At 47.2% G+C, this 14669-nt stretch carries 14 protein-coding genes; all 14 read right to left on the reverse strand.

What is annotated here, in order from left to right:
* Positions 1-76: 76 nt before the first annotated feature.
* The 14 genes from FS628_RS09150 to FS628_RS09215 all read right to left on the reverse strand — a co-directional run bounded on the left by FS628_RS09150 (position 77) and on the right by FS628_RS09215 (position 14664).
* Entirely contained in the window at positions 77-1126 is a 1050-nt protein-coding gene (locus FS628_RS09150) for an ATP-grasp domain-containing protein (RefSeq protein ID WP_145321014.1), read from the reverse strand.
* Entirely contained in the window at positions 1127-1975 is an 849-nt protein-coding gene (locus tag FS628_RS09155; protein WP_145321499.1) for a hydrolase, read from the reverse strand. It abuts the gene before it with no gap.
* Positions 1975-3126, reverse strand: a complete 1152-nt coding sequence (locus FS628_RS09160; protein WP_145321016.1) for a cysteine protease StiP family protein — start codon at positions 3124-3126, stop codon at positions 1975-1977. The genes FS628_RS09155 and FS628_RS09160 overlap by 1 nt, the downstream gene beginning before the upstream one ends.
* Positions 3123-4556: a phosphoribosyltransferase family protein gene (locus tag FS628_RS09165; RefSeq protein WP_145321018.1), complete on the reverse strand. Its 1434-nt coding sequence runs from the start codon at positions 4554-4556 to the stop codon at positions 3123-3125. Before FS628_RS09165 ends, FS628_RS09160 begins: the two co-directional genes overlap by 4 nt.
* Complete coding sequence (locus tag FS628_RS09170) at positions 4486-5706, reverse strand: HpcH/HpaI aldolase/citrate lyase family protein (RefSeq protein WP_440131273.1); 1221 nt, start codon at positions 5704-5706, stop codon at positions 4486-4488. The genes FS628_RS09165 and FS628_RS09170 overlap by 71 nt, the downstream gene beginning before the upstream one ends.
* Positions 5707-5821: 115 nt before the next feature.
* A complete protein-coding gene (locus tag FS628_RS09175; RefSeq protein ID WP_145321020.1) occupies positions 5822-7078 on the reverse strand; it encodes a TerD family protein in 1257 nt (418 codons plus the stop codon).
* 26 nt (positions 7079-7104) lie between these two features.
* Positions 7105-7686 (reverse strand): TerD family protein, encoded by a 582-nt coding sequence (locus FS628_RS09180; RefSeq protein ID WP_145321022.1) that lies wholly within the window; start codon positions 7684-7686, stop codon positions 7105-7107.
* Between the two features lie 93 nt (positions 7687-7779).
* Positions 7780-8355 carry a TerD family protein gene (locus FS628_RS09185; protein ID WP_145321024.1) on the reverse strand — a complete coding sequence of 192 codons (576 nt, stop codon included), beginning with the start codon at positions 8353-8355 and terminating at the stop codon, positions 7780-7782.
* A 90-nt stretch (positions 8356-8445) separates the two neighbouring features.
* On the reverse strand, positions 8446-9039 hold the full coding sequence (locus FS628_RS09190; protein WP_145321026.1) for a TerD family protein: 594 nt from the start codon (positions 9037-9039) through the stop codon (positions 8446-8448).
* A gap of 35 nt (positions 9040-9074) precedes the next feature.
* On the reverse strand, positions 9075-9521 hold the full coding sequence (locus FS628_RS09195; protein ID WP_145321028.1) for a tellurite resistance TerB family protein: 447 nt from the start codon (positions 9519-9521) through the stop codon (positions 9075-9077).
* Between the two features lie 326 nt (positions 9522-9847).
* On the reverse strand, positions 9848-11503 hold the full coding sequence (locus FS628_RS09200; protein WP_145321029.1) for an extracellular solute-binding protein: 1656 nt from the start codon (positions 11501-11503) through the stop codon (positions 9848-9850).
* A gap of 60 nt (positions 11504-11563) precedes the next feature.
* Positions 11564-12433: a carbohydrate ABC transporter permease gene (locus tag FS628_RS09205; RefSeq protein ID WP_145321031.1), complete on the reverse strand. Its 870-nt coding sequence runs from the start codon at positions 12431-12433 to the stop codon at positions 11564-11566.
* A gap of 14 nt (positions 12434-12447) precedes the next feature.
* Complete coding sequence (locus FS628_RS09210; protein WP_260870992.1) at positions 12448-13365, reverse strand: ABC transporter permease; 918 nt, start codon at positions 13363-13365, stop codon at positions 12448-12450.
* 234 nt (positions 13366-13599) lie between these two features.
* Positions 13600-14664 carry a response regulator transcription factor gene (locus tag FS628_RS09215; RefSeq protein ID WP_145321033.1) on the reverse strand — a complete coding sequence of 355 codons (1065 nt, stop codon included), beginning with the start codon at positions 14662-14664 and terminating at the stop codon, positions 13600-13602.
* Positions 14665-14669 lie beyond the last annotated feature (5 nt).

Here is a 14669-nt window from a genome sequence, read left to right on the forward strand (position 1 = left end):
CTCCTGCCTGTAACAACACTTATCCGTATTGTAAAAAAACCATCCAGAAGGTGTCAATGTTGAGGGAAATTCTCAGCTAGACGTGATGTACTCCGCTTACCTTCTGAACGTCGATTATAAATGGCTGTTCAATATGACTTCCCAGTATGCCAAACTTCGGATGAAGTGGTCCAATATCATGGCCAAGTGCAGACTTGACCGCCAGATAAGGGAAGTTCACGCCGGACAGACAAGACATGTGCAACCCACCCGACATACGCGGATTGATCTCAAGCAGCTTCGGTGTATCCTTGCGATATTTCATCTGAATATTAAAATTATAAGGAATCCGATATACCTCTGCCACATTACGGGCAATTGCCAGTAATTCCTCGTTTTCTTCGAGCAAGCGTAAGCGTCCTCTTTCTTTTCTACGCGGAATAGCCGTTAATAGTTTCCCATCGCGGTCCGAAAGACAATCAATGCTGTATTCATATCCTTCCAGCACCTCCATCACCATGACATTGGGAAAGGACGGAGCAGAAGAGAACGCACGCAGGGCATCTTCATATGAAATCGAGTTAAGCGCATACCCGAACAACTCCTGCAACGGATCACGTTCATTGTTAATCACCCGGAATCCCATGCCGCCCTCCCCATTACATGGTTTGAAGCATACATCGTGTCCACGTGCACGCAGCGCCTCATAGGCTTGCTGGAATTGTGCAGCATTACTGACCGTGAAATAATCCGGAATCTCCATAATGCCCTTCTCACGCACTGATTCATAGAAGCGATCTTTCTCCATCAATTGTTCCAGCAATTCCGTATCCGAGCATACGATAACCCGTGTACCGATCTCTTCGAACAAGGAGATATGTCTGCTGATGTCCAGCATGTTCCAGCGCGGAATAAAGACATCAATCTGATGACGACGGCAAAAGTCGAGGCAAAAATCAACATATTCCCGGCCCGTTACACGCGGTTCAACTTCTGCAACATCACATCCCTGTAATGCCATGTGTCCCGGATCAGGATGAGTACCGTAGATCTCAAATTCCAACCCATCCTCATTGTCCCGAATTGCATTCATATAATGATACGTTACAGAGAACCAACGGTTGAAGTAAATCTTCATTTTTTTCATTTATACGGTCTCCCTTATCTCGGCATGGTCTATCTGGATCTGTTGATCGTTATGGATACGGTGAACGTAATCGAGAATCTCATCTGCTGCAAAAGCACCGAATTGTTCCGTAAATTGATACGGTACCTGCTCGGGTACACGCTGTCTCTCCACATGCAGCTCCCCATGAGATGGAGCAATGGCATGCTGCGCAAAGTCCAGCAAACAGCGATCCAGCAAGGAATCGCCCGAAGCAATCACAGGCACATCGCCAATGCGCTGCCTAATGTGCTCCACTGCAGCTCGTTTGTTCACGGCCGAAGGCACCAGATAGAGCTTCCGACCCTGAATCGAGCTCTCCCATCCCAGCGTCTCTAACACCCGAATCTTCTCAGCAATGCGTTCCATCGGAAGCTTGTCACGTTCGATTAGCAGTGCATAGAACAGCTCATCACACAATCGCTGATTAATCACCCATTCCGGGCTGAGTACGTCGTCAAATAAATCCAGGACCTCTTCGGGAGTGGCTGCCTGCTGACGAAGCAAAGAACGAATATGCAGGTTCCATTCATCGTCTACCTGACCGTCGACAATGATGTTGCCACCATTGCTCGTCACCGCATATTTCGGAATACATTCGGTCTGAAAAATATGAATGCGTCGGTACTGCTCCACAGTACGTGTCGTCACAGGCATAAATACAATGTCTTGTGGCAAAGACTGCAACCGCTCCAGTGCATATGCTGACATAAAAGCGGACAACTTGCCGTTAATCCACTCTGCGGGAACAAGTCCCGGTGTATCTTCGGGAATACGGAGCGCACGACGGGAGTACACCAACGTCTGGTCCAGATCACTTGCGTAGATCATCATTCTCCGCCACCTCCCAGGGATTGAATAATGCCGCAACAGGAATAGGTTAATCCCGGATATACCTCAACCGGCACATTTCTGTCTCTGGCGAGCATCATGATATGTTGCAAATCCGGATTATCCAGACGGTCCACAAGAATCTTCCAAGGGACCCGGCGCAGTAGCACCCGGGTTGTTTCTCCGATTCCAGGTTTGATCAGATTGATGTTGGCAATGCCAAAGGATTGCTGAATGGACTCAATATCCTGCCAGCCTTTCCAGGTGATTTCCGAAGTACCGATAGCATTGGTGTCCGTACGAAGTTCCGCTTGGTTCATCACCTGTGGAAAATGCTGAGCGATGGTATCCACGTATTGGTTCGACACATCGTCAGAGGACCATTCACGATACCATTTGGCTCCGTGAAAATCTGTCGGCCCAATCAGATCATCCCGAAGCACTGTACGACTCACCAGTCCGGAGACGGTGGAATTCAGACAAGCGCTAGGAATGAGATAATCTTCTCTTGTCCCAAATGTGCCTGAACATTGCCCCGGATCGGCCAACACGGCAAGATCATCATCGAGGTTTACGCCATAAGTCCGTTCCATTTGGTCACAGGATTCTTTCAGCACTTTGCGAATAGCCCCTTTGCCGGTCCAACCGTCTACAAACTGAATGGCTGTTTCCAGCCCATGCTGCTGTAAAATATATAAAATTGCGTTCTCGTCCATACCTTTGCCACGAATAATGGAAATGCTATAATGCGGAATCGTCACCTTGTATTTCAATTCAATATAACGCTTGATCAGGATGCCAACAGGGGTTCCCGCTCGAGCCAATGATACCAGCACAAGATTCAGGCCTCTGCGCTCTACGATCTTCTCGGCCACGATGGCGGTATGAAGTGCTATTCTTGCAGCGGATTGTTCCAACGTCTGGTGAAACAGCCCGATGTATTCGGCTGTGGGCTGATATTCCACAGGTAACATCTCCGAATAATGAACCCCCGATTGGATCGCCTGCTCCCGTTCACCTGTTCCCTTTTCCAGATCCACATGGCTGATATCCTTCAATAGGAAAACAACGTCGGATGCAGCATAACTGCCCATCGGCTCGGGAGACTGAATCTCACGTTGTCTGATTAGCTTCAGTGTAGTTAAGTTCATTGCTCGTTGTCCCCTGTCTTCTCTGGCAAGCCGCAATATACGATATGAATGTGTCCGCATCCCAGCTGCTCCAGTACCTTCACCATCGGTTCCATTCGTTCTTCGGACATCTGTCTCTCCAGCAGAACAAAAATCTCGTCATATTGTCCCGGGGCGATATTGTAGATAAAGTTACGAACAGATGCGTCTTCCGGTGAGGCATATCCGGCACCACTAACAACAGCATATCCTGGAGCCGGATGTGTATGGATTGGACTGCGGGTAGTGGATTGATAGAACACGCCTTCTCCCATCTCGGCAGCAATACGCATCGGAATATACATGAACTCCCCTGTTCCCATCACCAAAGTCCGTTCTCCCGTACGCTGCGAGCGAAGTCGTTCTGCAATCCTGCTAATCTCCTGACGTAATACGCCATTATGCCGGGATTGCATGCCAAACCTGCCCGTATGCTTGACGTAGCTCGCTGTGCTACGTTTACCTTCACCATCCTCCGAAGTTGCATGAAGCTGATCGAAGGCATCGGCAACGGTAGATGTCTGAAATGTTACGGCAGTATGGGACAGCTGCTCATCTTGCTGTGTTGCTTCCAACTGTGGAGTACCCACCACTTCAATGCGGCCCTTCAACAGGCTTAATGGTGTAATGGTAATCCCAAGCTCAACTTCCAGTTCGGCAAATCGATTCTCGTCCGCTTCCGTACGCCAGTCCAGCAGTGAAGCAATCACATATTGCTTCCGGGGATATCGGGCCTGAATATCCCGAATGATATTCAACGTCGTTTTGCCCGTCGTAATCTCATCGTCCACCAGAACAATAGGACCCTCTCCTGCAAAAGCTTCGTGATCCAACGCATAACAGCGATGAGCCATCGCGTGGGAATGTTCTTCTTCAAATTGGATATCCGGACGCATCGCTGGGACATATTCGCGAGTGGTGTGAATGTAGGAAGCATGATCAGCAAACATCTCGTACATACTGTGGCCCAGCGCTGTCGCTGTCTCGGCAAAACCAACAAAACGAATCGTTTCTGGCAAACTCAATTTTTCTTGCAACAACATGTTGTACACTTGCCGGGCTTGCTTGGGATCAATCAATCCTTCGACCATTTCCCGTTTCCACTCGGTGATCTGATCTTTGGTCTCTTCCGTCTTTTCAGTCAGGTGCTCATATAACAGAACAGCCAATGCAGCACCGCTCAGAAGCGAGGTATACGGGTTAACCGGGATATGCTTGCCCAGCAGTCTGCTTACAAACAGAAAAGAACGTTTCTTATTGATTCGTGCAGCCATTGAAAATAATGATTCCAGTGGCAGTTGCAGCGGATTATGTGTGACCTGAACGTGCAGACTGAATTGATCAAGAATTGGGAACGTAGTTGTCTTGTTGTTCGTGCTTGGGCAAGAGCCCGACAAAATGCTGCTGTTCATGTAACACCCCATATATTTGTGATCGGATTAGAATTCGATTTGCCCAACTCAAGTGTGGTTTAATCTCATTCATTTTGTTATAGTAATTACTTTTGAACACACCCAGGCTACCGTCATTACGAGCGATGATGTCTTGGGCATCAGAATATTCCTCATGTGTAACAACGTACATCGCTTGTACTGGCTTGATATGAGAAGGATGAATGATCGTTTTGCCTACAATTCCATTTTCCTTGTCCATCATGACTTCACGCATCAATCCATCCATTGTGTTCGTAATATATTTCATTCTCAGATGCAACCCTGATTTGCCGAGAGTTTCTTCGAATGGAGTCTGTCGTAATTGTGGCTTGAACACGCGCTCCCGCTGGCTAAAATATTCCCAGACTGGACCCGAGATCACGTACGGCTTGTCCATCCGACCGAACAGATTAATAATATCCGAGATGCAGTCACGGATCGTGGCGATATCGTATATGGTCAATTCCGGGCTGCGGCGTAGTCCAAACAGGCTGGAGAAATCGGTCGCACCAATGCGTACATTGAGGACATATTCATAACTCTCATCGAGGATGTTTCGAAGGTCCAGCAGGGTCGCCCAACGTGTCTCACGATAGATTATCGAAGCAGTCTCCAATATAGGCATTCCATAAAGAACAGGATAATGATCCGGTTTCAGTTGATTATACTTGCGGATCTGGTCGAAATAGGCTCTTCCATTCCCCACACAGAACTTAGGCAATGCCACGCCTGTCAGCATGGATACCAGTTCTCCCAACGCATCAATCAGACGTTCCAACTGTTGGGGTGAACGTACACGAGCAAACAGAAGAGGCATTCGATCCTGACTGAGCATGCCTGTCTCCATATAAGTCATCAGTTGAGTTAGATGCTGTGCCAGACACTGTTCGGCAAACTCCACTTGGTCGTCACCCACAGCGTCCTCCAGATCAATAATAATGGTCGTCAGACCTTCATGCTTACCATTTATAATGTCGTCCGCGATATGTGTGCGCGTCGCGGGCATATATAAAGCAGCCCCAACAGCATATGCCAGTAAATCTTTGGAAGTCCGGTGATTGAACGAGACGGGTGAAGAGAAAAATAAAGTATCTTCTTCTTCCAGACTCAAAAAGTTAAAATATTTCAGGATTGTCTCCTCCTCGCACCTTTGGCAATAGCCAATCTGCATGAATTGATTCAAGCTGTCGGGGCATAAAAACCAATCCCTCCTTAATCTGGAGGGATTGAATAAATACGAATGATTATTTTCTTCCAGCAACCCACTGCATTCCCCAATCATGGGCCTCGTCTAACGCCTGATGCCCATTATAGAACTGCACAATTCGTTCAATACTGAATGTCTCATTGTTCACATTGCGTAACATGGCAATGCCACACATGCCGAGTGGACTTCCGTATTCATTCATTCGGACAATGATATCTGGACCATCCTTCTGTTGGATGGTTACCACACCGTCTACTTGAGACCAGTTGGCCACGCCGCCATAAATGTAGGTAAATACCAGGATGCGCTCAATTTCCGAGATACGGCCACCATTAATCCGTAGATTCTCTCCCGTCTTAACTGATCCCGTCCGGTCATCCCCATCCAGAGCAATATAAGGAAAACGGTTCAGCGAACCAAATGTTTGTCCCAAGGCCTGGATCACATCCCTTGTACCATCCTTCATCTCGAACAGGCAACCCAAATCCAGATCAATACTCTTGTTACGACCAAATAACCCTTTGCCACCCTGTTGATTCCAGTTCAGGTTAATCAGGATTTCACCAAGTCCCCCTGCATTTTTCTTGAGGTTAATGGTGTCACCTTTCTTCTTCAATTCAATTTTGCTGAAATTGATCGAATTCACAGGAGCAGGCGTCGGCTCAGGTACGGGTACCGGGGGTGGTGGAGTCGGGGCAGCTGTCGGGGGAATGGTTGATGTGCTTGGCGCAGAATCTGATCCACCATCCACATCCACACCAAAGTTGGCGCATAGTGCATTCAAGCCACCTGCAAAACCCGATCCTATAGCATTAAACTTCCATTCTCCGTTATGGCGATACAATTCACCGATGACAATCGCGGTCTCCACTGTAAAACCGCTTCCCAGATCATATCTCATCACTTCCTGACCTGTAGCTGCATCGGCAAACCGTAGAAAACCATGCTGTACCTGTCCAAAATCATGGCGTCGTGCTTCACCGTCATGAATCGTCAGGCTGAAGGCGATTTTCTCAATTCGGGCAGGGATTTTGCCAAGATCAATGGCGAACTGTTTCTTTTCGCCACCTACCTGCCCACCATCCATATACGTGATGAACGAGGTAGTAGGTTGGTTATAGAAGATAAAATCCTCATCTCCAGCTACTTTATTGTCTGAACCCAGAAGGAATGCCGATGTGTCCAGTTCCACTCCGGAAGCTGCCTCCCAACCAATGCCTACGGTTAAACGAGACAAGCCCGGATTGGTTTTGGTCAGATCACTCTTCTGGCCTTTCACGACAGAAATCGCCATAGCAGACTCACCTTTCTTATGCCAAGTTATTGTGCATCCAGTCCGTAATGTTTGCATAAAGCAGATAGTCCGCCTGTAAAGCCGCTGCCTACCGCTTGGAATTTCCAGTCCGCACCTGCACGGTAAAATTCACAGAACACCACAGCTGTTTCCGTGGAGTAGTCTTCTCCCAGGTCGAAACGAAGCACTTCCCGATCGCTTGCAGCATCAACAACACGAACAAAAGCGTTGGAGACTTGTCCGAAATTCTGCCCTCGTCCATCTCCATCATAGATCGTTACCGTAATCCCGATCCGGTGAATGTGCGCAGGGATTTTGCTGAAGTCAACGACAACTTGCTCATCGTCGCCGTCACCCTCACCCGTACGATTGTCACCGGTATGTGTGACCGAACCCGCACCACCGCTTGGATTGTTGTAAAAAACAAAATCATCCGTACCTTTGGCTTTGCCATCTTCGTACAGCAAAAAAGCCGAAGCGTCCAGGTCAAAATCGACTCCACCACGATATTTGTTCGTATCCCAACCTAACCCAACCACGACACGGGTAAGGCCCGGATTCGTCTTAGTCAGGTCAATACGTTGTCCTTTGGCAAGACTGATCGTCATTTGTTTTTCCACCTTTCCAAGATATGTGATTAAATGAAAAGGAGAACCGTCCAGGAGACGGTTCTTCCCATCCTGTAAGTCGTACTGTACGTCCTATTGCAAACCGTAGTCGCGTGTCAATCCAACCAATCCATCCTGGTAACCACTACCGATGGCACTGAACTTCCATTCGCCGCTATGACGATACAATTCACCAACAACTACACCCGTTTCAATGGAGAAGTCTTCTCCCAGATCGAAACGAATCAATTCTTCGTTGTTTGCTTCGTTGACGATTCGCACATAAGCACGGGAGACTTGTCCGAAGTTCTGGCTACGTTCCGTAGCTTCGTAGATCGTAATGGCGAATGCAATTTTCTCTACATTGGCGGGTACGTTAGGTAGGTCGATATTGATCTGCTCATCATCACCATCGCCATCTCCTGTACGGTTGTCACCGGTGTGAACAACAGAACCATTTTCATTTTGTGGATTGTTGAAGAAGATGAAGTTTTTCTCGCCTTCTACTTTACCGTTTGCATTGGCACAGAATACCGATACGTCCAGGTCAAAGTCTTTTCCGCCATCATACTTGTTGGTATCCCAGCCCAAACCTACTGTAATTTTAGTCAGACCTGGATTCGTTTTAGTCAGATCGATCTTTTGACCTTTGGAGAGATTAATTGCCATCGTTGATCATCCTCGCTTATTTATAATTTATTGTAGTTATCGTTACATATGAATATTAGGATTATTGTCGAATTAGATTAAATCTTGTACTTAGGAGTACTTACGAGCGAGTTCGTTGATATGTACCGCATGGGAACCCTCTCCAATTGCCGAGAATTTCCATTCACCTCCATGACGATACAATTCACCACAGATCAACGCTGTTGAACCTGTGTAGTTATCGGATAGATTGAACTTCACCAGCTCACTGGAATTTTTACCATCCAGAATACGAATATAAGCCTTCTCAATCATGCCAAAATCTTGTTTGCGATTGACGCAATCGTAGATATTAACAACGATTAATACTTTATGAACATCAGCAGGAATACGGGACAGATCCATTTTGATCTGTTCGTCGTCACCGTCTCCCTGACCTGTTAGATTGTCACCTGAATGGATAACCGAACGACATGCACTTTGCTTGTTGTGGAAGCAAACCAGGTTGGAGTCCTTCACCAACTTGCCTTCTTCATTCAACATGATCGCCGATGCATCACAATCGACATCCGCTTGTTTCTTTCTTCCGAAGAACCCTTTGGCAGTTACCGGGTCCCAACCGAGACCAGCAATCACCTCAGTAAGTCCTGCATTGCCTTTGGTTAAATCAATCTTCTGTCCTTTGACCAAATTAATGCTTGCCACTGATTTTCACCTCCCTTCACATGTAAAATAGCTACTTAGAGATTGAATTCACCCGGGTTCAGACCAAGCACATTGCATATCTCGGCAACGACTCTTTTCTCCTGATCATCAAAGTTGCCATCAGCTGAACCAATCGCACTGCACACGCCTACAATAACGCGGCCTACATCCGGCTTGGATTTGAATTTCCCAATAGCTTTCAGCGCTTCCTGCTTCCCGATCTCCGGAGAGAATTCAAAGTTCGCCACGTAATGATTGAAGCGTGTAATCACTTCTCCCATGTCGAATACTTTCAATTCCTGACTCAGTTTAATATAGCCGGCCATCTTGTTTTTCTCGGCTTCATCAATGGAACCATCCGCAAAAGCAACCAGTGCACAACCTGCAACTACGGCGTCCATAAAATCTTTATTTTTAAACTTTTTGACTTGCTCTTCAAGTCCTTGTTTTGTTGAATTTAACCAGCCTTTAAATGAACTCATACTCAACCTCCAATAGTTTCATACATGCTGTTCTTTCCACCTTTTCATGATTTTCAGTAATTTTCATCCCTACATCATGATTGAATATAAGTTAAATTATTCCTTAACTATACTCTGAAATACGGCAATATTCTACATTAAAAAACAATTAATACCTTATGATACGCATCGTTCTGGATATAGTTTCAAGGAAGATGCGAGAACTTCCTATTCACTTCATTTTTCAGGCAAATATTCACGTAAAAAGGCTCTGATCAAGGGATCAGAGCGCTTATTTCTACCAACACCAAAATTATAAATCTTATGAATGATTTGAATTCTTGAATTCACTTCGATTTTTCAAAATCAGCCTGTTGCTGTTCATAGATTTCATAGAAATCGTCCCAGACCAGTACATTATCCTTTTCCTTGCTCCACCAGTCTTTGTACCATGCTTCAATCTCCGGGCCACCGCCCTGTTCCCACTTCTGCTGTGCTTCGGCAGCAGCCTGTTCCACTGTATATTTGCTTCCGCCAATGATGGAACGGGTAAAGATATCGTTAATGGCTGTCGTCACATTGGTCAGCTTCACCTGGAGTTCCTTCGGCAATTGCGGCATATGTTCCGAATGGGTAACGCCCTCTCCCACCGGAAGATCCGTCATGTATACCTCACGCGCTTCCTTAAAAAGTCGAAGTCCTTCCTTCTGCGACGGAATCTCTTCGCTGAACAACATTTCAGTGTACCCACATTTGCCTTCCTCCAAGCGACTATACAGCATGGCGTAATCGCCTGCCCAGCTGATCTCCTGCTTGTATTTCTCCTGATCCGAGATACGCGGACAGCCTTGATCGTTCAACGTATAATGCGTGCCTTCATATCCATTTTTGAAGGTACGGCCTGACTCTGTTTTGGTCAGAAAATCGATATATTGCATGACTGCTTCCGGATTTTTGGCTCGCGCATTCACAGCTGCAGTCATCTGAACCGGGTTATTCCACACCATCGTGTGTTGCCCTACGGACGTGGTTGGCAGAGCGATGACCTTTAATTTAGCCTCAGGAACATTTTGCATCAGTGTATCCAGTTCCTTCGCTGCAAACCCGGTATAATCCGAAGTCATGGCCGCGTACATACCGATTTTTCCATTCAGGAAATCCTGCTTCGCCTTGGCCCCATCCTTGTCGGTCAGTAAGTCCTTATCCACCACGCCTGCTTCATACAATGCACGTTTGAATGCTGTGGCTTCTTTCATGTTATTGGGACCGACTACCATCTCCCCGTCCTCCACATTGACCCAGTTGGCGTTGTACATATAGCGGAATAGACCCGCTGTATCGCCGAACTGAAATCCACCGATGCCGTATGTATCCTTAGCTCCGTTTCCATCGGGATCATTTTCCGTGAAGGCCTTGGCTACCGCCAGCATCTCTTCCTCATTGGTCGGTACCTCCAGATTCAACTTTTCCAGCCAGTCTTCCCGTATGAAAAAGCTCGTCAGTGGAAACACCTCGTTCATACGTCCCACTTCATAGAGCTTACCATCGCTTTTGATGCCGGCCTTCTTGAGCTGGGGATATTTCTCCATCAAGGCTTTGTACTCCACGCTCGAGTTCTCGATCAACTCATCCAGCGGCATCAGTTGTTTTTGATTAAACAGTGTGTTACGGATGGGCGTACCGAATTCAAAAATAATATCCGGTGCACTGCCAGAAGCGAATAATACGTTAAGTTTGGACTGGGATTCCCAGCGGGGAACTGCTGTATATTTTACATTAGCCGGCCCATTCTCGTTGATCCACTTGGACCACATGTTATCTTCGATCGTACCCATGCCGCTTGGGACCGCGCCCCGATCATAGATCGTTGACGTGATGTTCCCCCTGTTGCCTTCGCCTTCCGCCTGTTCGCTACCGTTATCTCCTGTACATCCCGCCAGTAAACCACCGATCAAGCCCAGAACGAGACCCGACTTCATCCATGCCTTCATCGTTAACGCCATAGATAAGACCCTCTTTCTCTCCTGTAATATGAACCCATGCGGGTTAACCTGCAGCCTGCCTTAACCTTTAATTGATCCAAGCATGACCCCTTTAACGAAGTACTTCTGCAAGAATGGATACACCGCCAAAATGGGTATGACCATCACAATGACAGCCGCTGCCCGGATGCCTTCCGGGGTCAGATTCGATATCATCGTTGGATCGGTAAAATCCTGTACATTCAGATTGGACATAATCATATTCTGGACGAGCACGGTCATGTTGTATTTGGACGTATCATTGATATAAATCATCACACTCATGAACGAATTCCAGTAACCTACGCCGTAAAAGAGGGCAATAGTCGCCAGTAAAGGTTTGGATAATGGCAACACGATTCGGAACAAAAGCCCCAGTTCACCACAACCATCGATGCGCGCGGCCTCGTCTACTTCTCCCGGGAGATTTTCAAAATAAGATCGCATGATCAGCATGTTATACGTGCTCACCAGGCCCGGTAGCCAAAGCGCACCGTAACTGTTCACAAGACCGAGATTTTGCACGACCAAGTACGTTGGAATGAGTCCACCGTTAAAAATCATCGTGAATACCATCGCCATCGTAAAAAAGCGCCGGTGGTAAAAATGTCTGCGTGACAGGGGATATGCCGCCATAATCGTCACCGCCATGCTCAGCCCTGTACCGATCAATGTGATCTCCACACTATTCCAGAATGCATTCAGAATTGGTGTTCCCGTAATTAGGCTGTGGTAGGAGAACCAGGTGAAATCGACGGGCCATAACCCCACTTGACCTGAAACGACCGCTCTCGCATCACTAAATGACAAGGCAACGATGTTCAGTAAGGGCAGGATACAGCTGATGGCAACCAGTGACAACAATACATAATTGATTAGGTAAAAGACTTTTTCACCTTTGGTTTTTCTCATGTTGCTCTCCCTCCCTACCACAAACCTTCGTTAAATCGACGTGCGATATAATTGGCACTGAAAATGAGAATAAATGCAACCAGGGATTCGAACAATCCCATCGCCGTCGTCAGGCTGAACTGTGCTCCCTGAAGACCCGTGCGGTAGATATACGTACTGATGACATCCGCTATTTCGTTGACATTGGAATTCTGAAGCATGTATACCTGATCGAATCCGACCTCCATCACTCTTCCCATCGACAGGATCAGCAGGAGAATAATGGTGGAGCGTATACCGGGCAGGGTGACATGCCAGATCTGACGCATTTTGCTGGCTCCATCCATCTGTGCAGCCTCATACTGGCTCGGATCAATGGTCGTTAGTGCCGCGAGAAAAATGATGGCATTGAAGCCCATGTCTTTCCAGATCCCTGAGCCGACAAATACCGCAACCCATGAGCCCTTGTTGTACATGAAGGGATAAGGCGCTCCCGTCCAGGCCTCAACCCAGCGGTTTACGATCCCATTTTCCAAAGAGAAGACCGTCATGATCATCATCGCAATGATGACCCAGGAGAAGAAATGTGGCATATAGACTACCGTCTGTACCGTTCGCTTGAATGCCATGTTTCGCACTTCATTGAGCATGATGGCCAGAATGATCGGAATGGGAAATCCGATAATAATGCTTAAGAGACTGAGGAACAAGGTGTTGCGAATAATCTCCACCGTGCGCGGATCGCTGAACAGTGTCTGAAAATGCTGAAAGCCCACCCATGGACTATCCCATAGACCGTCATAGAAGTTGTAATCCTTGAAGGCCATGACCAGACCTCCGATGGGTGCATAACGAAAGGTAAGATAGAACATAATCACTGGCACAAACATCAAGATTAACGGAATATTCATCTTGAATCGTCGCAGTCGCTGTTGCCGAATCCGATGCTTCATCTCACTGTCCGGCGGTTGCAATCCAGACGGCGGACCTGCGGTCAGTTCCCCCTTCACATCCATCACTCCTCTCTGCTGTTGATGTACTATAGTTGTATTTTAGATAAAAATGTAAGCGTAAACATTTGTTATTTAACGATCCTTTTATAATTTTCTACGCAAAAATAACCCCACATGGTGGGGTTGACCCTGCAGCAGTTCAAGAGGGATTGCTACATCACTAATCCAGGCACTTCACTTGGCTACTTGCTTGCGATATTCGCGGGGCGATACCCCCGTCATCTGTTTGAATACGGTTGTAAAATAACTGGAGTTATCGAACCCGGTCAGTTCCGCTATATCTGCCATGCTCTGCCGAGTGCTGTGCAGTAGCAGCTTAGCCTTATCAATTCGGCGCTTACTGACATATTGGCTGAAGCCTTGTCCTGTCTCTTTTTTAAACAAATGGCTCAAGTAGTTGGGTGTCACATGAACATGGGCAGCCACGGCCTGCAAAGTGCAGGTGCTGGAATAGTTCATTTCAATATACTGCATGACTCGTGTAACGACATGATCCTGCTGTTCCTGAGTTAGCCGCATCAGCATATCCACCCACTCTTCACTCTTGCAACGGGCCCAAGCGATGACTTCAGGAATGGTATGAATCCAAAGTAGTGGATCTGGGGCAGTTGAGTCCATCCCACCGGATTCCTGAGGCTGAAGCTGTTGTACCATCAAGTCCATGATGACCTTCATAAGCATATGAATCTCCGCTTTGCCTTGCGACAAGCTCATCCCGGACACTTCTTCCAGCAATATCTCGATCCGATTCATTATCTCTCCGAATTGATGATGAAGCACCAGTGAAGTCAGTTCCTCTCGCAGTCTCTCGGTACGGTCCACCTGGCTGTATTGTTCCCTGATCCGAATGTCAGACTGTTTCCGGCGATATCGTTCATGTGCCTTTTGCAACACCTGACATACTTCATCGAGCGAGAACGGCTTCAACAAAAATTCAATCGCCCCATAACGGATGGCACGTTGTGCATATTCGAACTCACGATATCCGGTCAAAATGATAATCATGATGTCCAGTCCGCTCTCGTATATGCGTTCGGCAAGGTCCAGACCATCCATCACAGGCATATTGATGTCCGTAATGATCAGGTCAGGTGTGCAGCTGTGTACAGCCTGTATCGCTTCTTCTCCATCGGCCGCTTCCCCAACGACCTCCCAGCCGAGGGGGTTATTGCAAACCAGATGAATCAACCCCTGACGAAATAATACTTCATCATCCACCACAAGCATACGTCCATTCACAGAAC

It is taken from the genome of Paenibacillus xylanexedens (genome assembly GCF_007676705.1).
Classification (GTDB): Bacteria; Bacillota; Bacilli; order Paenibacillales; family Paenibacillaceae; genus Paenibacillus; species Paenibacillus xylanexedens_C.